Origin of the sequence: Prosthecobacter sp., from assembly GCF_034366625.1 — a bacterium.
GTDB lineage: Bacteria > Verrucomicrobiota > Verrucomicrobiia > Verrucomicrobiales > Verrucomicrobiaceae > Prosthecobacter.
On sequence record NZ_JAXMIH010000006.1, the window covers coordinates 882082 to 900468 of the forward strand.

The window sequence follows — 18387 nt, forward strand, 5'->3', positions numbered from 1 at the left end:
GCGTCATCGCCACGCCAGGAAACGATAAGCACCCAGTGGATGCGATTGAACGCTCACCCGCCATTCCTCACCGAGGCCGAGCGCCTGACGCAGTTCATCCCGGCGAAAGCCTGCACGGATGCTCACCGGCATGTCATGACGATGCACATGATTCAACTCGGCCATCTCACAAAACAACCGGCCCAGAATCGTGAAAATCCACCGTCGGGCCGGTTCTGCCGCCACTAGGAGCCGCGTGGCAGGTGAGAGGCGCGATCCCAGCACACCCAACTGCTCAGCCGTGAAATGATGCAGAAACAGGTTCGCGATCACGATTTCAGCCTCCGGCAGCGGATGGGCCAGCACATCACCGCAGGTCCAGCCTGCTGCTGCCGGCCAGTTGGCCGGCCTGGAGGCCAGATCGGCGCCATGCAGCGCTTCTTCACGGCACAAACCCAATTTCAGCACCTGCCGCGACAGAGTTCCATCACCCGCCCCCAGCTCCGTGATGCGCCAGCCTGTTTCGCCATGACGACGGAGCATGCGCGTGATCCAGCGATGATTTCCCATGATGCCATTCACCAGCACCATCTCCTCACGAGTGCGCAGCGCGTCAGGATCGTTCTGCGGCAGCAGATCCAGCAGTTCCGGCTGAAGGCAGCGGTGTTTCATGGGTGTGGCCGGTTGAGGGCGTTGTCGCACAAGTTTGGGCACAGGGCGTCCTTCCGGGTGGCGCTGTCAGGTGCGAGGATGAGCAAGGATTGAATGAGAGGCTTTACGATTCAGGCGTGTCCAAGGCCGGGTCAAACATCACGACTCAAGCAGGATCAAGGTCGGACAATCTTGCCAATCTTCGTTCACGGAGTGGCTTTTCTGAAGCTTTGTTTGCACCGTGAGTGCCTGGCAACGAACACTGGCCGCTCACAATCGCACGCATGGATGCATCCCTTGAACAACCCGTCCGAAAAGGCGGTGTCACGCGCTTTTTCGTCGAGCATCGCGGGCTCGGCTGGTTCACGATGGCCGCCGTGCTGGTATGGGGCTGGTTTGCCTTTCAAAGCCTGCCGCAGCAGGAAGATCCCACCTTTCCGACGCATGACGCGGTGCTGATCACGCTCTGGCCGGAAGCCAGTGCCGGGGACATTGAGAAAGAGGTCACCCAAAAACTCGAAGCCGCTCTCGCCAAACTGCCGACCCTCGAAAAACTTCAGTCACAATCGAAGGACAACATCTCCGTGGTGGTGATCACCTTGAAGACCGATCGCAAAGAAGTCATCGACGAGCAGTGGAAAAAGGCGCGGGAGATCCTCGCCACCGTCAAACTGCCTGAAGACTGCGAAGATCCTCGACTCGAAACCGATTACCAACTCCCCGCCACACTGCTCTTCGCCGTGCTCGGCGATGCAGCGCCCGCCGCTGCCGATTTGATCGAAAAGGAGCTCAAAACCGTGCCCAGCACTGGTCGCATCCGCCAGTTCGGCCATGCGCCGGAGGAGATTCTTTCCTTCGAAGACATGGCCGCGGTCAGTTACAGCGTTCGCACACTGCATCGCGAGCCAAACGGGCCTTTGAAGCCCTCCACCAGCGTTCTCGTCGCCGTCGAGATGAAGGCTGGAAGCATCATCCGCGACTTCAAAACCGCCGTGCTGACCAAGATCGACTCGATGAAGCTCCCCGACGGCATCCGCGTCATCACCGTCTCCGATCAACCCGCCGCCACCGCGCATCGCATCGGCGAGTTTTTACGCTGCTTCATCGAGGCCGTCATCGTCGTCGTGCTTGTGGCCTTGCTGCTCATGGACTGGCGCACCGCGCTTGTCGTCGCCGTGGCGATTCCGCTCACCATCGCGATGACGCTCGGCGGCATGGCGGCGCTGGGAGTGCCCTTGCAACAAATCTCCATCGCCGCGCTCATCATCTCGCTCGGCATGCTCGTCGATGACCCCGTTGTGGCCTCCGATGGTATCAATCGCGAACTCGCCGACGGCCAGCCACGCGGCATCGCCGCCTGGCTCGGGCCGTTCAAGCTGCGTCGTGCCATCTTCTTCGGCACGATCATCAACATCGTGGCCTTCCTGCCGCTCGCGCTGCTGCCGGGGGACATGGGCGCGTTTATCATCTCGCTGCCGATCGTCATCACGCTCGCACTCGTTTCGTCACGCATTGTGTCGATGACCTTCATTCCGCTGCTCGGCTACTACATCCTGCACGGCCAAAAAGGCTTCGACGCCGTCAGCGGCACGCATCCGCTGCATCGCCTCGTGCCCTTCTACAAATCCGCGCTGCAACTCGCCCTGCGCCGACCACTTCTCACCGTCATCGTCGCCTACGGTCTGCTTGCGGCCAGCACGGCGCTCATCCCGTATTTCGGCAAACAGTTCTTCCCTGCTGCGGAGCGCAATCAACTGCTCGTGGACATCCAGTTGCCCGAAGGCAGCGCCATCGAGCAAACGATGGCCGTCACCACTCGTGTGAGCGACTTCCTGCAAAAAGAAGACGCCATCCAGAGCGCCATCGTCGTCAGCGGCGGCGGCACTCCGATGTTCTATTACAACGTCCTGCCTCGTCAGCCTGCCGCGAACGTCGCCCAGGTGCTGGTGAACACCCGCCATGCCGAAGACGTGCCCGCGCTCATCGTCCATCTGCGCGAAGTGCTCGACCGCGAAATCAAAGACGCGCTTTGCCTCGTCAAACAGATCGAACAAGGCCCCGCGCTCGAAACCCCGATCCAAATCGAGATCAGCGGCGATGATTGGAAGACGAAGACCGCTCAAGTCGCCGCCGCGCTGCGCGAAGCCGGTGCCTACAAGGTCCACGACGACTCCAGCGTCATCACCCGCATCAACCAGCAGCGCACCGTCACCGTCAAAGCCCTCGCGCCCTTCGGCGAACTCGCCTCCCGCATCCTTCACAAGGCCCGCGAGCATTTTCCGAAGGAAGGCATCGCCTTTGGCGGCGAGGAGCGTGAATTGATCAACAGCCAGCGCGAGATGGAACATGTGCTGAAAATCTCACTCGCCCTCATCGCCCTCGCGATGGTCATCCAGTTTCGTTCCATCATGAAATCGCTCGTGGTGATGCTCACCGTGCCGCTCGGCCTCATCGGTGCCTTCACCGGTCTCGGGACGACGCACGCCTCCTTCGGTTTCATGGCCTTGATCGGCATTGTCAGTCTCGCTGGCGTGATTGTGAGCCACATCATCGTGCTTTCCGACTTCATCGAGGAAGAACGCGCCGCAGGCGTCGAACTGGAAAAGGCGCTCATGCATGCCGCGCTCGTGCGTTTGAGAGCGGTCTTGGCCACTGTGTTCGCCACCGTGTGCGGTTTGATTCCGCTGGCACTTACAGGCGGCGAACTGTGGCGTCCGCTGACCGCTGTACACATCTTCGGCCTCCTGTTTGGCACTGTGCTGACGCTGTTAGTGCTCCCCGTGCTCTACTTCCTCTTCGCGAAGTGGCGGTGGATCAAGTGAGTCGCGCCAGCGTCCTGGAGTGCGGCGGCCCTCCGCCGCTTTGGGGCGCATGCAAGCTTACGAGCTTCGGAAGAAGAATCTTCGGCAGTCAGGGGCTTCGAGGGCAGCACATTGGACTTCGTTGGCGATGTGGCCTCTCAAAAGCGCTGGAGGGCCAGCGCACTCCAAAACGCTGTCGCGCTATTCGTTGTCACCAGTCAGGATCGACTTCGAAGTCGTCGGCGACGTTGATCTTGTCGGTTTTGAAGCGCTGGATCGATTTCACCATCGCGGGGCTGGTCGATTGCTCGAACCAGGAGGCAGAGCACCACGGGTAGTCCTTGGCGACTCGCACGAGGCCATGACGCACGGCGTTTCCATGCGTGTAGTTAAGACGAGCGAAATACGAGTTCGTGTGCGTGAGCTGGGTCTCGCGAAAGTTGTGCCACACCTTGCGACCCGGCGTGCCGTCGAGCTTGTTCACCCAGCCGCTGAGTTTGACGTGCAGCATGCCGAGCATGGGTTCGAGTGTGGCAGGATCTTCCGGGGACTTGGCGACGAAGTGATAGTGGTTGGAGAAGACTGCCCAGGCTTCGAGATCCCAACCATATTTGGCGGTGACAGTCAGCAGGCCACGCTGGAGCACGTCGAGCCGCTTCGCGCCATGAAAGTGATGCGCCTTGAGGTAGGTTGCTGCCGTGACGAAGTAGGTGCCACGCTCCGTAAGCCGATGAGGCGGTGCATGCGGCCAATCGATGGTCTTGGGCATGGCCGGGAGTGTGGAGAAACACGAGTGTTGCGCAAGTCGCGAAGCGTTTTGGAGTGCGGCGGCCCTCCGCCGCTTTGGAGAGGTCTGGGAGGTGCGAATATCGGACCGATGGACTTGGGCAGTCTGGGGCTCCGATAGGGATGCTTTGAGTTTGTTTGCTTTGCGGACTCATGAAAGCGCTGGAGGGCCAGCGCACTCCAAAACGCTGTCGCGACTTCATCACACCTTCCCCAAGATCAGCGCCACATTCGCGCCGCCGAAGCCGCTGCTGTTGCTCATGACCACGCTTGGCGCTTCATCGCATCGTTCCGTGAGAATCGAGATGCCTTCACACGCGGGATCGAGCTGCTGAATCTTGGCGGAGGCGGGCATGAAGCCTTCACGCAATGCCAGGCAGCAGATGCCAGCTTCCAAAGCGCCTGCGAGGCTCAAGCCATGGCCGGTGAGGGCTTTCGTGCTGCTGACTTTAGGCTTTGCATCGCCAGTAAACACGGATTTGAGAGCGCTCAGCTCGGCGAGATCACCCGCAGTCGTCGCGGTGGCGTGGGCGTTGATGTAATTGACTGCGGAAGGTTCCAAGCTCGCGTCTTGGAGAGCGTTAGTCATGGCGCGGGCCAGACCGCTGCCAGTGGGATCAGGGGCGACAACGTCGTAGCCGTCAGAGGCCTGGCCCCAGCCTTTGACCTCGGCATAAACCGTCGCGCCGCGTGCGGCGGCGTGTTCGGCGTCTTCGAGCACGAGGACAGCACCGCCGCCGGTGATGACAAAGCCGTCGCGACTCACATCAAAGGGCCTCGGAGCTAAGGCAGGATCGCTTTGTGAGCTGAGTGCACGCAGTGAAGCGAAGGGCAGAATGTTGTATGGATGACAATCTTCTGCACCGACGACGAACATGATCTTCTGCCTACCCAGGCGGATCAAATCACAGGCGCTGCCCAAGGCGTGGGAAGACGACGCACACGCACTGCTGAAGCCGACGGAAGCACCTTTGATGGCGAAACGGGCGGTGAGGTTGAGGTGCAGTGAGTTCGGCATGCCGGTGACAACCGTCGGTGCCGAAGTGCGTGCGGGTCCGCGAGTGAGGACGGATTCAATCGCCACATGCGTCAGCCAGGCTGAACCCGCGGAAGCGCAGTAGAGGCCGGTTTGCGGAGCTGAAACGAGCGCTGGATCGAGTTTGGCATCACTGATGGCTTCTTCCATCGCGGCAACGGCATAGACCGCATTGGGAACCATCGTTCGCAGTTCGGCGCGGCTGAATTGGACTTTCGCGGGAAAGGTCCAGTCGAGTGGATCGGCGCTAGAAAAGGAGAAGCCTTTGACTGTGCCCGCCAGTTTCACGCGATCATTCGCGGCGACGAGTTCAGGCATGACCTCGATGCCGCAGCGGCTTTCGCGCAGGCTTTCGAGCACGGCGGCGCGGTTGTTGCCGATGCTGGAGATGAAGCCGAGGCCGGTGACGACGACGCGGTTCATGCGGCGAGCTTGGTGCGCAAAAAGGCCTTCAACTGACCCAGCGTGCGGATGTCATTCATCTCCTGGTTGGCCACGGTGATGCCCAGCACTTCCTCAGCGGTCATGACGACTTCGATCATGCCAAAGGAATCCATGCCGATGTCTTCAATCAATCGCGCTTCATCGGTAGCAGCCGCCACGCCTTCCGGTTTGGGATTCGCCGCGTCACGCTCCAGCACACCGAGGATGATGGCGGGCAGTTCATCCTGATTCCGCGATTCTTCAAATCGCAACGCGGCTGCCACCGTCGCGTCGCTGCAACGTTTGAGCGACTTCTCGATCTCCTGCTTTCGTTCTTCGGTGATGGGCATGGCGTTGTTTAATCGGTGCTGCCGCTGGTTCAAACCTTGTCCGCGCTGAAGACGCCGTAGCGTTGCACGCCGAGCTCATAGGCCAGCCAGATGCGGAAGAGGGTGAGGGCGAAGATGCGGTTGGGGTTTTTCGAGCTGAACAAGAAGCGGCGGTAGTGCGGCTTGGTAAACAGGCCCTTCACCGTGCGCCAGGCACACAGCGGCCAGGTGCGTTTCACTTGTTTGGCGTAGTCTTTGAACTGGTAGTTCACAAAGCCTGCGGCCTCAGTGGCGGCGCGGAATTCGCTTTCCGGCCTGACACCGGCGATTTGGGTCTCGCGCGTGATGGCGTCGATGAGATGACGTTTGGCCCAAGGACCGGGATGTTCGCAGGACATCCAAGCAGCGGCAACGAGACGGCCACCGGGTTTCATCACGCGATAGCACTCGCGGAAAAAGGTGGGCAGGTCCGGCATGTGTTCGAGACTTTCGACGGTTTGCACGACATCGAAGCGATTGTCGGGAAGCTGGTTTTCATACCAATCACGCACCATGAAGGTCGTTTTGCCAGGCACGTTGTTGTTGGCCTGCGCGTAGGCGAGCTGCACGGACGAAATGGTCATGCCGGTGACGTTTGCGCCGTAGCGCTGCGCGAGAATTTTTGCCGTGGCGCCGTAGCCGCAGCCGATGTCACAGACATCGGTGTTTTGACCCGTGTGGCCGAGTTCGGCGACCATTTTGACCAGATTCTCCGCCGCCTCGGTGTCGGTTTCCTTGCCGGTGAACCAAACGCCGTGGTGGACGTGCTCGCCCCAGATCTCGCGGTAAAATTGGTCGAGGTCGTCGTAGTGCGAAGCAGCGCCGTCGATGGTGGGGGTGTATTCGAGAGTCGTGGTCATGAATCAAACGGTGCGCGGTTTCAAACTGGCCTGCGGGACGCGGGCGAGCGTGTTGAATGGGATGGTGAGCATGGCGTAGAACGGTCCCATGCGGCGTGCGATGGGGCCCTGGCAAAGCAGGAACTTCAAAATGGCATCGCGCAGGATCGAGAGTTTTCTTCCGCGCCAGGTGCCAAGCCACATGCCCCATTCAGCGCGGAAGATGGCGGTCTTCGCGGCCTTGCGGCGGAAGCGGCTGTAAGCGGGCAGCAGCGAGCATGGATCGCCATGACTGAGCACCTCGGCGAGGAACTCCGCATCGGCAAAGCCGGTGTTCATGCCCTGGCCGCCGATGGGGCTCATGCCGTGCGCGGCATCGCCGCAGAGGATGACGCGGCCATCGTAGTAGCGGTCGCAATTGAAGCGGCGCGGTGTGAAGACGCTTTCATTGACTTGATCCGCCACCGGCACGTCGAGGCCGGTGCGCAGGCGGGTGAGTTCGCTGACGAGACCTTTCGGCGGCTGATCGAGGCGCGTGTCGGTTTGCACGATCCAGCGTCTTTGACCGCCGGGCAGCGGAAACGATTCCACAGAACCCGTGGAGGTGAAAAAGAGGTGCGCTTCTTCACCGAATCCAGTGCGGTCAATGAAGTCGCCCATGAGAAAGTGGAGGTCATAGGCATGTGCGGGCGCCTTCATGCCGATCCACTCACGCACACGGCTGCGGCTGCCGTCGCACGCGATGACGTAACGAGCGGTGAGCTCACGATCACCGTCACGCACGACGCAGTGATCGTCGGACTGCCTCACCTCGCTGACTTCGCAGCCGGTTTCGATGAATTCAGCGCCGAGATGCTTTTGCAGAATGGCAATCGTCGTCACCTGTGGGAGCGCGAGGATGAAGCGATGCTCGTCCGGGATGTCGCGGAACGTCATGCAGCCGAGCAGGCCGCTCTGGCCATGCACGAAGCAGTCCCGCACCTTCAACCCGGCATCAATGAACTCGGAAGTCAGCCCAAGCTTGTTCAAGATATGCAACGAAGGCGGCGTGATGCCGATGGCGGCGGAGTGCGGGATGGGTTGCGTGCGTTTTTCCAGCACGCGGATGCGCAGGCCCTGTTTTTTGAGCAAGCAGGCCAGCAGCAGGCCCACTGGGCCGCCACCGACGATGATCACATCAAAATCCGTCTTCATGCTCGGATCGTGGTTTTCGATTTCTTCGGCGCGGTGATCGCCGCGCCGCAGCGCTCCAGCACCGCCGTTTCCACCGTCAATCCGGGACCGAAGGCGATGGCGCAGGTCGTGGCACGGTCGGTTTCGGCCTCTTCGAGCATGCCTTTGAGCACAAACATGACCGTGGGGCTGCTCATGTTGCCGTAATCACGCAGCACGTCGCGGGACATCTCCAGCGCCTCGGCAGGCAGTTCGAGATGCTGCTCCACCTGATCGAGAATCGCCCGCCCGCCGGGATGCACGGCCCATTCGTCGATGTCGCCGATCTGCATCTCACGTTTGGCGAGGATGCCGCCGAGCATCTCACGGATGTTGCTGCCGATGAGATCAGGCACATAAGCGGAGAGCACCATGTTGAAACCGTTGTCGCCGATGTCCCAGGCCATGTGCGCCTCGCTGGACGGCACAAGCGCCGAGTGGAAGCCCTGCACGCGATAGTAAGGCCGGTCGCCTGCCGGTTTGCGCGCGCTCATGATCGCCGCCGCCGCACCATCGGCGAAGAGCGCGTTCGCCACGATGCTTTCGGGCTTGTCACTGACTTGCAGATGCAGCGAGCAAAGTTCCAGGCACATCACGAGCACCACCGCGTTTGGATTCGCCTCACAAAACTGCGCCGCCATGCGCATGGCGGGAAAAGCCGCGTAGCAGCCCATGAAGCCGATGGTGTAGCGCTCCACGCTCTCGTTCAGCCCGAGGTCGCGGATGATGTGATAATCCGGTCCTGGATTCGCAAAGCCCGTGCAGGAGGCGAAGACAATGTGCGTGATGTCTTCTTTATTGAACTGTGGGCACTCGGCGAGGGTCTTGCGGGCGAGCTTCACCGCGAGTTCGCGTGAGGCTTTGGCATAAAGCGTGTTCCGCTGGCCGGTGGTGGGCGAATTGATAGTTCCGTCAGGCAGCGTGCGGAAGAGTTCGCCGTCGTCCTTCAGGAAATCATCGCTCGCGCTGTAGCGTGTGTCGATGCCGGTGCGCTCGTAGATCATCTCGACCATGCGTTTGGCGCGCGGTTCGCTGACCCAGCCTTTCATCCGGGAACAGGCGAATTCATTGCTGTAAATGTACGGCGGTGTGTCCGTCGCGATGTGATGAATGTAAGCGGGCATGAAGATCAGTTCTGAGTGAGTGTAACGGAGGCATGAACCTTGATGCCATCCCCCACTTTGATGAATAACAGCACCGTGGGGACGCTAATGCCGCTGGCTTTCAGCGAGACGGGGAAGTCGAGATCAAAGGTGGCCTTTTTGCCGGCGAGTTTCCAGTTCGAGATCGTTCCGGTGACGTTTTGCGGCTTGCCGAGCAGATTCAGCTCAATGGGTAGTTTGGTAGGAGTGCTTGCGGCGGCAATCTCACTGAACTTTGCGTCAATCTTGCCAACGATGAGCGGATGCGCGTCCACTTGCATCGCCTTGCGCATGTTGGCATCGCGTTTCGGTTCGGCGGTGTCCATGTTTGCAGCTTTGACGGTCACTTCGGCCTTTACGCGTTGGGGTCTGTCACCATCCATGGTGACATCGGCCTTGAATGGCTCCACCGCGACCTTGCCGCCCCAGTCATGCAGCGTGGAGGTGCCGTCAAAGGAGATGCGGGCGGTGCCGCTCCATGTTTCGGCATGGAGGAAGGAGCCGAAGACAACGAGGAGAAGTAATAGCGGTGTTTTCAAAGTCGAGGGGTGGCTGAGGATGGCAACGTACACTTCTTGTTAGCATGGATAAGGCTGATTTGGGTGACAAAATCAGGACCGAAGAGCGGTCGATGGAGCTTCACCTGGATTCTCATTCCAGATGATAACGCCATTGGGCTGCTGTCGGACGAATCATTCCAGAGTTTGGCCCAGGCCGTATAAACGAAGCGTCTGACTGCGCCGCCATCTTGTGCCAAGACGATCTCCCGACTGGCGTGATCGACTTTTTGAACGACGCCGGTCATGGTGGTGCCCATCGGCCGTCGTGCGTGGGCCGCATGCGGCATCAGGGCGATGACGAGGGCCAGCATGAGAAGCTGTAGTGTGGGCGCTTTCATATCGCGGGTTGGGCGTCGGGAATCATCTGGGCATCGTCGCAGTGCGCAGGATCGCGTTGTCTTTGGGGTCGTCCGAGCAGCCAGCGATACAGCACTGGCAGCAGGAACAGTGTGAGGAAGGTGCTGCTGACGATTCCGCCGATGACGACGGTGGCGAGCGGGCGCTGGACTTCGGCGCCAGCGCCTTCGCTGATGGCCATGGGGATGAAGCCGAGGCTGGCGACCATGGCGGTCATCAAAACGGGGCGCAGACGTTGCAGGCTGCCTTCTGTGACGGCTTGCTCGGCATCGCGGCCTTCGTTGCGGAGCTGGTTGAAGCAACTGATGAGCACCACGCCATTGAGCACGGCCACGCCGCACAGCGCGATGAAGCCGATGGCGGCGCTGATGCTGAAGGGCAGGTCGCGCATCCACAGGGCAAGCACGCCGCCGGTGATGGCGAGCGGAATGCCGGTGTAGATGATAAGCGTCTGCGTGACGCTTTTGAAAGTGGCGTGGATGAGCACAAAGATGAGCACCAGCGCGAGCGGCACGACGATCATGAGCCGTGCGCGGGCTTCTTGCAGATGCTCAAACTGGCCGCCGAAATCGACGCGGTAGCCTTCGGGCATCTGGATGCTCGCGGCGATCATTTCGCGGGCCGCGTTGACGTAGGCTTCGGAATCGGTGCCACCGGCGAGATCGACATTGAGTCCGACACGACGATGACCGTCTTCACGGCCAATCGCATCGACCTGCGGCACTTCCACGAAGTCGGCGAGGCGACCGAGAGTGATGAGACCGCCGTCCTGAGTGCGCACGGGCAGCGCTTTCATGACCTCGGGGTTGTTGCGCAGGGACTCTGGCAGGCGCACGACGATGGCGCGGCGGCGATTGTTTTCGATCAACATGCCTGCGGTGTGTCCAGCCATCGCGGTGGTGATGGCGGCGTTCACTTCGGCGGCTTCGACGTTGTATTTGAGCATGGAGGCGCGGTCCACGCGGATCTCGAGCACCGGCACGCGGCCCTGGCTTTCAAACTCGGCGTTGTCCGTGCCTGCGATGCCTTCGAGGATCGTTTTGACCTCTCCGGCGATCTTTTCCATCGTGTCGTAGTCATCGCCAAAGATGCGTACGGCCAGATCGGCGCGGGAGCCTTCGAGCATCTCATTGAAACGCATCTGGATCGGCTGCGCGAAGTCGTAATCCTGCTCCGGCACCTCCTTGGCGAGTTCTTCGCGCACCAGCTCGGCCAGGCGGTCACGATTCACCGGTTTGCCGTTTTCTTGGCGCCATTCGGACTGCGGTTTGTAGAAGACGTAGAGGTCGTACTCGCCGGGAGACATCGGATCAGTCGCCACCTCGCTGGTGCCGACACGGGCGAAGGTGCGTGTGACTTCCGGCACTTTAGTTATGAGATACTGCTGTGTTTTGATGCAGCGATTCAGCGAGGTCTTGAGGCTGGTGTTGGCGGGTTGATAGACCATGGCCGTCCAGGAGCCTTCATTGAGCGTGGGCACGAATTCCTGCTTCAAACTCATGAACAGCATCACCGTGCCGATGAGCAGCACCGCGACGCCACCGACCACGCCCCAGCGCGACTTCCAGGCGATGCTCAAAGACGGCGCGTAGGCCGCCTTGACCCAGCGCATGAGAAAATTGTCCTTCTCACTGATGTTGCCTCGAAGCAGCAAGGAGCAGAGCGCGGGCATGAGCGTGAGCGCGAGAATCAAAGCGCCGCCGAGTGCCAGCATGACCGTGATGGCCATCGGGTGGAACATTTTCCCTTCGATGCCGGTGAGCGCGAGGATGGGCAGATAAACGAGCGTGATGATCAGCACGCCGAAGAACATGGGGCTGCCGACTTGCTCGCCCGCCTCACGCACGGCGTTCATGCGCTCCTTGGCGGTCAGTTTGCGTCCCAGCTCGTGCTGCTTCTCGCCGAGCACGCGGACGATGTTTTCGACCATCACGACGGCACCGTCGATGATGAGGCCGAAGTCCACGGCTCCGAGTGACATCAGATTTCCAGACACTCCGCCGAAGGTCATGCCGATGAGGGCAAACAAGAACGAAAGCGGGATGGCGAGCGCCACGATGAGCGCCGCGCGCCAGTTTCCGAGCAGGACGAGCAGCACGACGATGACGAGGATGGCTCCTTCAAAGAGATTGTGCTTCACGGTGTCGATGGTGCGGTCCACGACCTCGCTGCGGGCATACTGGATGCGGATTTCGAGGCTGGCGGGCAGCTTCTTTTGCAGCTCGCCGAGCTTTTCTTCGACGCGCTTGCTGATGATGCGGCTGTTTTCGCCGACGAGCATCATCACGGTACCGAGCACGGCTTCCTCGCCGTTTTCGACGGCGCAACCGGTGCGCACGTTGCTGCCGATGCCGACTTCCGCGAGATCCTTCACGCGCAGCGGCTCGATGCCTGCGGCGAATTTGACGGGCAGATTCGCGATGTCCTCCGCGCTTGTGACTTTGCTCACGCCACGAATCAGCACGCGGTCATTGCCACGCTCAATGACTCCGCCGCCGGCATTATCGACGTTTTGGCCGATGATCTCGGCCAGTTCGCCGAAAGTCATGCCTGCGTTCACAAGCGACTCGGGTTTGGGCAGGATGACGAGCTGGCGTTCGTAGCCGCCGCTGCTGTTCACCTCCGCGACGCCGGGCACCGTGCGCAAAAAAGGCTTCACGATGTAGTCGTGCGCCTCGCGCAGGTCCATGAGCTGACGCTCACGCGTTTGTTGGCGCTGCGGCGCGTCCTTTTTGTAGTCGAGCGTGTAATAGACGATCTCGCCCAGGCCCGTGCTGATGGGAGACATCTGCGGGCTGAGTCCGGCGGGCAGATCGACCTGCACAAGACGTTCACTCACGAGCTGGCGCGCACGAAACAGGTCAAAGCCATCGCGAAACACGAGCGTGACCTGCGAGAGGCCGGACTTGGTGAGCGAGCGAAATTCCTCCACGCCCTGAATGCCCGCGAGCGCGAGTTCCAGCGGATAGGTGACGAGTTTTTCCGTCTCCTCCGGCGCGAGGCCGGGCACGGCGGTGTTGATCTGCACCTGCGTGTTGGTGATGTCCGGCACCGCATCCACCGGGAGGTGCATGGCGGAGAAAACACCGGCTGCGAGCAGCAGCAGCGAGCCCATGATGACCAGGAAGCGGTTCCTGAGCGAGAAGTCGAGGATGGCGTTGATCATGGGTTGCTGAAATTAGGGATGCACAAGGCGGAAGAACCGGCTGCCAGTTGGACTGATGACGGAGACTTGGTTTTGCCCGCCCGTGGCGACTACAGGCAGTGTCGAGTCCACCCAGCTTCCGGGACTGAGATCAGGGCTCTCTTGCAAGACCCAGCCGGTGGCGGATGCAGGCCATGCGAAATCGAGAGTGCCAGGCGTGGTGGTCGTGATGCCGACGATGGGCACAAAGTTCGCGATGAGGGTGCGATTGGCCGACGAGGTAAAGGAGAAACTGCTGCCGCTGCTCACGATGACGCCGTTCTCAGTCCAGTTTGTGAATTGATAGCCTGTCGAAGGCGCGGCGAGCAGTGTGACCACGCCGCCTGTCGCATAACCACCGCCGCCGCTGACGCTGCCGCCAGGTGTGAAGGACGAGTCCGTCGTCACGGTGAACCCGACGGCGAAGTTCGCCAGCAGGGTGCGCTGGTTCAGAAGTGTGAAGCTATAGGCCGGTGTGGTGCTGACGATGTTGCCGGCTTCGGTCCAGTTGAGGAACACATAGCCCGGTTTCGCACTCGCAGTGGCGGTGACGCTGGTGCCGATGAGATAAGTGCTGCCACCCGCGACGGTACCCATTGTGATGGATGAACTCGTCAGCGCGAGCTGATACGTCGGCTGGAAGTTGGCGACGAGTGTGTGGTTCGTGCTCGCAGAGAAGGAATACAATGCGGACGAACTCGCGATCATGCCGCCTTCGGTCCAGTTCACGAAGGCGTAACCGGCATTCGCCGTGGCGGAGAGATTGACGACGGCATCGAGCGCAAAGGTGCCTGCGCCGCTGATGCTGCCGCCATTCGCCGAAGATGAAGTCGCAGCGATGGAGTAGCTGGTGGGGACATCCGCCGAGAGCGTGATCGCGAGATCGCCCGTGCCGCTGTAGTAGCTGTTTCCCATGCGGCGATAGTGCGCATTGTTGCCGCCAGCGCCGGTCGCATTGCCCCAGGTGAGCGGGTAGCCATACTGCGAGGCTTCGATTTGAACCCAATAACCAACGCCTCCCGTGGCGAGGAACGAAGTCGGCAGTGTCACGGAGTAATCATACATCTGCACGCCGCCGACCAGGCCGGCGGCAGTCTCGCTCGCGTTGCTGCTGATGGTGTATTTTTTGAGGACGGGATTCGCGAGATCGGGATAGAAGCCGTTGGCCGTAGAGGCGTAGATTTTGATGATGAACTCCACCACCGGATTGGCCGCCTGATTGTTGCCGATGTAACCACCACTCCAGTGCAGATGCGAAATGTCCGCAGTGGTGGCGAGCGTGAACTTTTCAAAGCGATACTCCATGCCATCGACGTTCCCGTCCGGCAGCATGTAGGACGAGAGCAGCAGCGTGCCGGAGGTCGTCGGCGGCTGCGAAAAGACGACGCCAAGGTTCGATGCCGAGGACGTGAAGTTGGCGACCAGATCCCGATCTCCCGCTGCGGTGAAGGTGTAGGCCGCGCTCACGCTCACGGGGACGCCGTTTTCGGTCCAGTTGACGAACGTGTAGTTCGCCGAAGCCACCGCTTCGACGGTGACATTGCTGCCATTCACAAAACTGCCGCCGCCATCCGTGGTGCCGCCGTTGAGCGGCGATGAGGCGGTCGTGATCAACGATCCGGTCGAAAAATTCGCCACCAAGGTGCGATCTCCTGTGACAGTGAAGGTGTAGCCCGGATTCGTGCTGACCACGGTGCCGTTTTCCGTCCAGTTCACGAAGGCATGGCCCGCATTCGGCGTGGCGATGAGCGGTGCCGCCGAGTTTTGCGGATACAGGCCCGCATTCGTGATCGTGCCGCTGCCGATGGGGGATTCGGTCGCTGCGATGGTGTAAGTCGGCCCATCGCTGGTGACGATGCTGAACGCCGCATCGCCTGAGATGAATTGGAAATAGAAGTCCGCCTGGCCTGCGATGCGCCGGAAATACGATCCGTTGCCCGTGCCCGCCGCGAAGCCCCAATAGGGCAGGCCATTGGCAAACTCGGCCTCGATCTGCACCCAGTAGAGCTTTCCCGCCTGCGCCTGAAACACCGTGGGCAGCACGAAGTGGTAATCATACATCGGCGTACCTCCAAACACCCCGACGCTGGTCTCACCGGCCTTGTTTCCCGTGTCATAGGCCACTAGCGTCGCTGGCGTGCCTGGATAACCGGGACCGAGATGCGGCTGTGAGAGCCCGGGCGTGGATTCATAGATCGACACGCGGAAGTTCACGATGTCACCACCCCAGTAAGCCATTTGCGGATCGTAGCCGCCGCGCCAGCGAATCTCCGTCACCGCCTGCGCTGTGGGAACGCTGAAGGAATCCCACACGAACTGATCGTAGTCGGTGCCGTTCGGCTGATAGCGCGATGACATGCGCAGCGCTCCGCTGCCGTCATGCGGCTGCTCAAACACCACGCCTGCCCGTGCGCCAAGCGCGGACAGAAGCAGGGTGATGTAGAGGAACGGCTTCATTAGCGTTGTCCGATTTCCATGCGACTCAACTCTGTGCCCATGGGCTGCCCGGTGAGGCGCTCGATCTCCATGCGGTGCCTCCAGGCGTTGCGGCGGGACTCGATGAGTGAGTCCATGGCATCGAGATAACCGCGCTGCATTTCGACATAGGTCGCGGCAGGCACGGCACCGAGGCGGTAGTGACGATCGGCCTCGGCGGCGGCATCGCTGAACTGTTTTTCACTCTCAGGACGCCAGCGTGACAATGCGTCGAGTTCGGCGAGATAGGCGGAGCGTTCGACCGCGAGATCGCGCTCCAGATCGCGCAAGGTGGCCAGGAGCAGTGCCTCGGCCTGCTGCGTGCGTGCCTCCTCGGCGGCGATGTTGCCTTTGTTCTTGTTCCAAAGCGGCAGCGGGATGGAAACGACGAAACCGCCTTCGATTTGCGTGCCACCGGCGTGCTGTCCGGCCATGTAAGGGCCGAAGGTGATGTTTCCCCAACGGTCGGATTTGGTGAGGTCGATCTTGAGGCCCTGCTTGGCGACTTGGAGACGCTTTTGCTGGAGATCAAAATTTGAGCGTGCGGCCTGCTGCTTGAGCGACTCGAGAGGCGGCACGGTGGGGAAGGAGGTGAAGACGCCGCTGAGCCGAATCGGCTGATCGGGGCCACGTCCGCAGAGCACGACGAGTGTGGTGGTGGCCTCGCGGACTTGCTTCGAGGCATCGGTCAAAGTGCGGTCGCTGGTGAGAAGAGTGGCCTCCAGGATGCGACGTTCGAGCAAGGCGCTGACAGAGCCGGTGTCACGCTGCACGAGCACTTCGATGAGCGATTCCAAGCGCTCGCGCACGGAGCGTGCGGCATCTTCTTTGCGCTTGAGCAGCAGCACATCGCCTGCACGTGCACGAACTTCGTTGGCGAGCTGGGATTTGAACTGCTTAAGGCCCAGCTCGGCGAGCGTGATGTCACGATCTGCGATGGCTTTCCGCAGCGACATGCGGCCGGGAAAGTCGAAGACCTGCAAAATGCTCGCACGCCACACGAGGCCCTCTTTGGCCTGGGCGAGGCTCATGCCGCCGAGTTCGGTGCTGAGTTCTGGATTGGCGAGCTGACCGGCGGTTTGACGACCACCGCGCGCGGCGGCGATCTCCGCCTCGTAGAAGCGGACTTCGGGGTTCTTTTGGAGAGCTTCAACGACGAGGTCGCTGCTGGTGACAGCGGTGGAATCACGTGCTGTCAGCGAGTTTGCGCCACCTGCGAGCAGGACGGCAGAGAAGAGGAGAGAAGAGGAAAGTTTCATGAGGCAAAGAGGGTGGTGAGTGGTGAATGTCGCGCTTGGCACGAGGCACGGAGATTTCCGGCGCAAGCCGGGCAACGCCCGCTCAATGAAGCCACAGCGGCAGGTGAGATGTGGAGGCCGGTCATCGGCACAGGCCTGTGTGCCTGGCGATGGCGCTCCACTCTTTGATTCAGATCAAAAGCCGCACCGAGGACAGCGTGGCCCCCAGGCCGGGCGTGATGGGAACATCTCTCCAAGCACGCGTTTCGCGAGACGTGTCGCGAACGGGATGCCTCGAAGAAAAAACCAGCGCCTGAGTGGCCTGGCAGTTGACTTGCGCGGCGTTTTTCACTTCCCGCTCATCTGCATCACGCTCCGCGCGGGAGCCGGTACTGATGCAGGACGAACTCAACTCATGGGAACCGGCTTCGGAAGCCTTGCACATGCTCACAATGAACCTGGCGAGCGAGTTGCTGTGATCGTGCACCCGTGGCGTGTAGTCCGCCCGGTGATGGAGCAATGTCAGCGTGGTGCCTTGTTCAGACTGCTGCACCTGGACGGTGTGACTGCCGTCCAGCGTGGCTGCCAGAGACACCAAAGCAGGCAGCAACGAAGTTCCCGTGATGGCGTAAGCCATCAGGAGAACCAGGGCGGTGATGCGTTGATGAATGGTGTTCTGCATGTGTCAGCGCCAAATGAAACGTGTCTTCCATGAGCAAATCCAAGGATTAATCATTCATTACCAAATGATCATCTTTGACCGGGTGCCCGGCTCCGCTGAGATCCTGCCGCAGCCGCTGGCAAATGCGGTGAATACTGACGGCGATGGCGCTGCGCGTGCGGCCCTGCTCTGCCGCGATGTCACTGCTGCTGCGGCCTTCGGTGTAACGAAGATGCAGAAGCTGGCGTTGCTGCTCGGGCAGGCTGGCAAGACAGGCGTTCAAGGCGGCCAGACGTTTCGGCGACAGGTCGGGCGTGGTGCCGGTCACACGAAGCTCGTGCTCCACATACTCGCGCTCGCGTCTTTTTCTCCGTGAGTCCCCCCGCATTCGTTTCTGCGCCAGATGCCAGGCGATGGTCCTGAGCCAGGGCATGAGGCGGGCACCTTGGTGGAAACGTGATCCACGTCGCAGCGCGGTCAGCAGCGCCTCATGGGCTAGATCTTCGGCATCGCAGCCGGGCAGACGTGCCTGGAGCCAGTATTGCAAGGCAGGCATGCAGCGGGCATAGAGTTTGGCAGCGGCTTCGGAGTCCGAAGTGAGGGCACGCCTGAACAACCCGGCGTTTTCGTCCGGCGGTCCAAAGGAGGAATCATCCAGCGTGGCTCTCATGAGGG

At 60.9% G+C, this 18387-nt stretch carries 15 protein-coding genes; 1 reads left to right on the top strand and 14 read right to left on the bottom strand.

What is annotated here, in order from left to right:
* Nucleotides 1–3: 3 nt before the first annotated feature.
* Nucleotides 4–651 carry a hypothetical protein gene (locus tag U1A53_RS06340; protein ID WP_322279711.1) on the bottom strand — a complete coding sequence of 216 codons (648 nt, stop codon included), beginning with the start codon at nt 649–651 and terminating at the stop codon, nt 4–6.
* A 263-nt stretch (nt 652–914) separates the two neighbouring features.
* On the opposite strand from U1A53_RS06340, the gene U1A53_RS06345 reads away from it, so the two are divergent.
* The gene (locus tag U1A53_RS06345) at nt 915–3452 is read left to right on the top strand and encodes an efflux RND transporter permease subunit (protein ID WP_322279713.1); all 2538 of its coding nucleotides are present in this window, start codon (nt 915–917) and stop codon (nt 3450–3452) included.
* Nucleotides 3453–3642: 190 nt separating this feature from the next.
* Here U1A53_RS06345 and U1A53_RS06350 read toward each other — a convergent pair whose 3' ends face one another.
* The 13 genes from U1A53_RS06350 to U1A53_RS06410 form a co-directional block, all read right to left on the bottom strand.
* Nucleotides 3643–4200, bottom strand: coding sequence for a hypothetical protein (locus U1A53_RS06350; RefSeq protein WP_322279714.1), 558 nt, complete (start codon nt 4198–4200; stop codon nt 3643–3645).
* Nucleotides 4201–4419: 219 nt separating this feature from the next.
* Complete coding sequence (locus tag U1A53_RS06355; protein ID WP_322279715.1) at nt 4420–5676, bottom strand: beta-ketoacyl-[acyl-carrier-protein] synthase family protein; 1257 nt, start codon at nt 5674–5676, stop codon at nt 4420–4422.
* Nucleotides 5673–6026 carry an acyl carrier protein gene (locus U1A53_RS06360; RefSeq protein ID WP_322279717.1) on the bottom strand — a complete coding sequence of 118 codons (354 nt, stop codon included), beginning with the start codon at nt 6024–6026 and terminating at the stop codon, nt 5673–5675. Before U1A53_RS06360 ends, U1A53_RS06355 begins: the two co-directional genes overlap by 4 nt.
* 29 nt (nt 6027–6055) lie before the next feature.
* Nucleotides 6056–6904, bottom strand: a complete 849-nt coding sequence (locus U1A53_RS06365; protein WP_322279718.1) for a methyltransferase domain-containing protein — start codon at nt 6902–6904, stop codon at nt 6056–6058.
* Between the two features lie 3 nt (nt 6905–6907).
* Nucleotides 6908–8077, bottom strand: a complete 1170-nt coding sequence (locus tag U1A53_RS06370; protein ID WP_322279720.1) for an NAD(P)/FAD-dependent oxidoreductase — start codon at nt 8075–8077, stop codon at nt 6908–6910.
* The gene (locus U1A53_RS06375; protein ID WP_322279722.1) at nt 8074–9219 is read right to left on the bottom strand and encodes a type III polyketide synthase; all 1146 of its coding nucleotides are present in this window, start codon (nt 9217–9219) and stop codon (nt 8074–8076) included. The genes U1A53_RS06370 and U1A53_RS06375 overlap by 4 nt, the downstream gene beginning before the upstream one ends.
* A 5-nt stretch (nt 9220–9224) precedes the next feature.
* Complete coding sequence (locus U1A53_RS06380; protein ID WP_322279724.1) at nt 9225–9776, bottom strand: YceI family protein; 552 nt, start codon at nt 9774–9776, stop codon at nt 9225–9227.
* Nucleotides 9773–10108: a hypothetical protein gene (locus tag U1A53_RS06385; protein WP_322279725.1), complete on the bottom strand. Its 336-nt coding sequence runs from the start codon at nt 10106–10108 to the stop codon at nt 9773–9775. Before U1A53_RS06385 ends, U1A53_RS06380 begins: the two co-directional genes overlap by 4 nt.
* Nucleotides 10109–10131: 23 nt before the next feature.
* Nucleotides 10132–13320 (bottom strand): CusA/CzcA family heavy metal efflux RND transporter, encoded by a 3189-nt coding sequence (locus tag U1A53_RS06390; RefSeq protein WP_322279727.1) that lies wholly within the window; start codon nt 13318–13320, stop codon nt 10132–10134.
* A 12-nt stretch (nt 13321–13332) separates the two neighbouring features.
* Nucleotides 13333–15795, bottom strand: coding sequence for a hypothetical protein (locus tag U1A53_RS06395; protein ID WP_322279728.1), 2463 nt, complete (start codon nt 15793–15795; stop codon nt 13333–13335).
* A complete protein-coding gene (locus U1A53_RS06400) occupies nt 15795–17072 on the bottom strand; it encodes a TolC family protein (protein ID WP_322279730.1) in 1278 nt (425 codons plus the stop codon). Before U1A53_RS06400 ends, U1A53_RS06395 begins: the two co-directional genes overlap by 1 nt.
* 169 nt (nt 17073–17241) lie before the next feature.
* Nucleotides 17242–17733 carry a hypothetical protein gene (locus U1A53_RS06405; protein ID WP_322279731.1) on the bottom strand — a complete coding sequence of 164 codons (492 nt, stop codon included), beginning with the start codon at nt 17731–17733 and terminating at the stop codon, nt 17242–17244.
* 46 nt (nt 17734–17779) lie between these two features.
* Nucleotides 17780–18382 carry a sigma-70 family RNA polymerase sigma factor gene (locus tag U1A53_RS06410; protein WP_322279732.1) on the bottom strand — a complete coding sequence of 201 codons (603 nt, stop codon included), beginning with the start codon at nt 18380–18382 and terminating at the stop codon, nt 17780–17782.
* Between the last annotated feature and the right edge of the window lie 5 nt (nt 18383–18387).

What these genes read in the sequence shown, in the direction of transcription:
- U1A53_RS06370 (WP_322279720.1), bottom strand. Translation starts at nt 8,077, where the DNA reads ATGAAGACGGATTTTGATGTGATCATCGTCGGTGGCGGCCCAGTGGGC.
- U1A53_RS06405 (WP_322279731.1), bottom strand. Translation starts at nt 17,733, where the DNA reads ATGCAGAACACCATTCATCAACGCATCACCGCCCTGGTTCTCCTGATG.
- U1A53_RS06360 (WP_322279717.1), bottom strand. Translation starts at nt 6,026, where the DNA reads ATGCCCATCACCGAAGAACGAAAGCAGGAGATCGAGAAGTCGCTCAAA.
- U1A53_RS06340 (WP_322279711.1), bottom strand. Translation starts at nt 651, where the DNA reads ATGAAACACCGCTGCCTTCAGCCGGAACTGCTGGATCTGCTGCCGCAG.
- U1A53_RS06355 (WP_322279715.1), bottom strand. Translation starts at nt 5,676, where the DNA reads ATGAACCGCGTCGTCGTCACCGGCCTCGGCTTCATCTCCAGCATCGGC.
- U1A53_RS06400 (WP_322279730.1), bottom strand. Translation starts at nt 17,072, where the DNA reads ATGAAACTTTCCTCTTCTCTCCTCTTCTCTGCCGTCCTGCTCGCAGGT.
- U1A53_RS06395 (WP_322279728.1), bottom strand. Translation starts at nt 15,795, where the DNA reads ATGAAGCCGTTCCTCTACATCACCCTGCTTCTGTCCGCGCTTGGCGCA.
- U1A53_RS06390 (WP_322279727.1), bottom strand. Translation starts at nt 13,320, where the DNA reads ATGATCAACGCCATCCTCGACTTCTCGCTCAGGAACCGCTTCCTGGTC.
- U1A53_RS06385 (WP_322279725.1), bottom strand. Translation starts at nt 10,108, where the DNA reads ATGCTGGCCCTCGTCATCGCCCTGATGCCGCATGCGGCCCACGCACGA.
- U1A53_RS06410 (WP_322279732.1), bottom strand. Translation starts at nt 18,382, where the DNA reads ATGAGAGCCACGCTGGATGATTCCTCCTTTGGACCGCCGGACGAAAAC.
- U1A53_RS06365 (WP_322279718.1), bottom strand. Translation starts at nt 6,904, where the DNA reads ATGACCACGACTCTCGAATACACCCCCACCATCGACGGCGCTGCTTCG.
- U1A53_RS06375 (WP_322279722.1), bottom strand. Translation starts at nt 9,219, where the DNA reads ATGCCCGCTTACATTCATCACATCGCGACGGACACACCGCCGTACATT.
- U1A53_RS06350 (WP_322279714.1), bottom strand. Translation starts at nt 4,200, where the DNA reads ATGCCCAAGACCATCGATTGGCCGCATGCACCGCCTCATCGGCTTACG.
- U1A53_RS06345 (WP_322279713.1), top strand. Translation starts at nt 915, where the DNA reads ATGGATGCATCCCTTGAACAACCCGTCCGAAAAGGCGGTGTCACGCGC.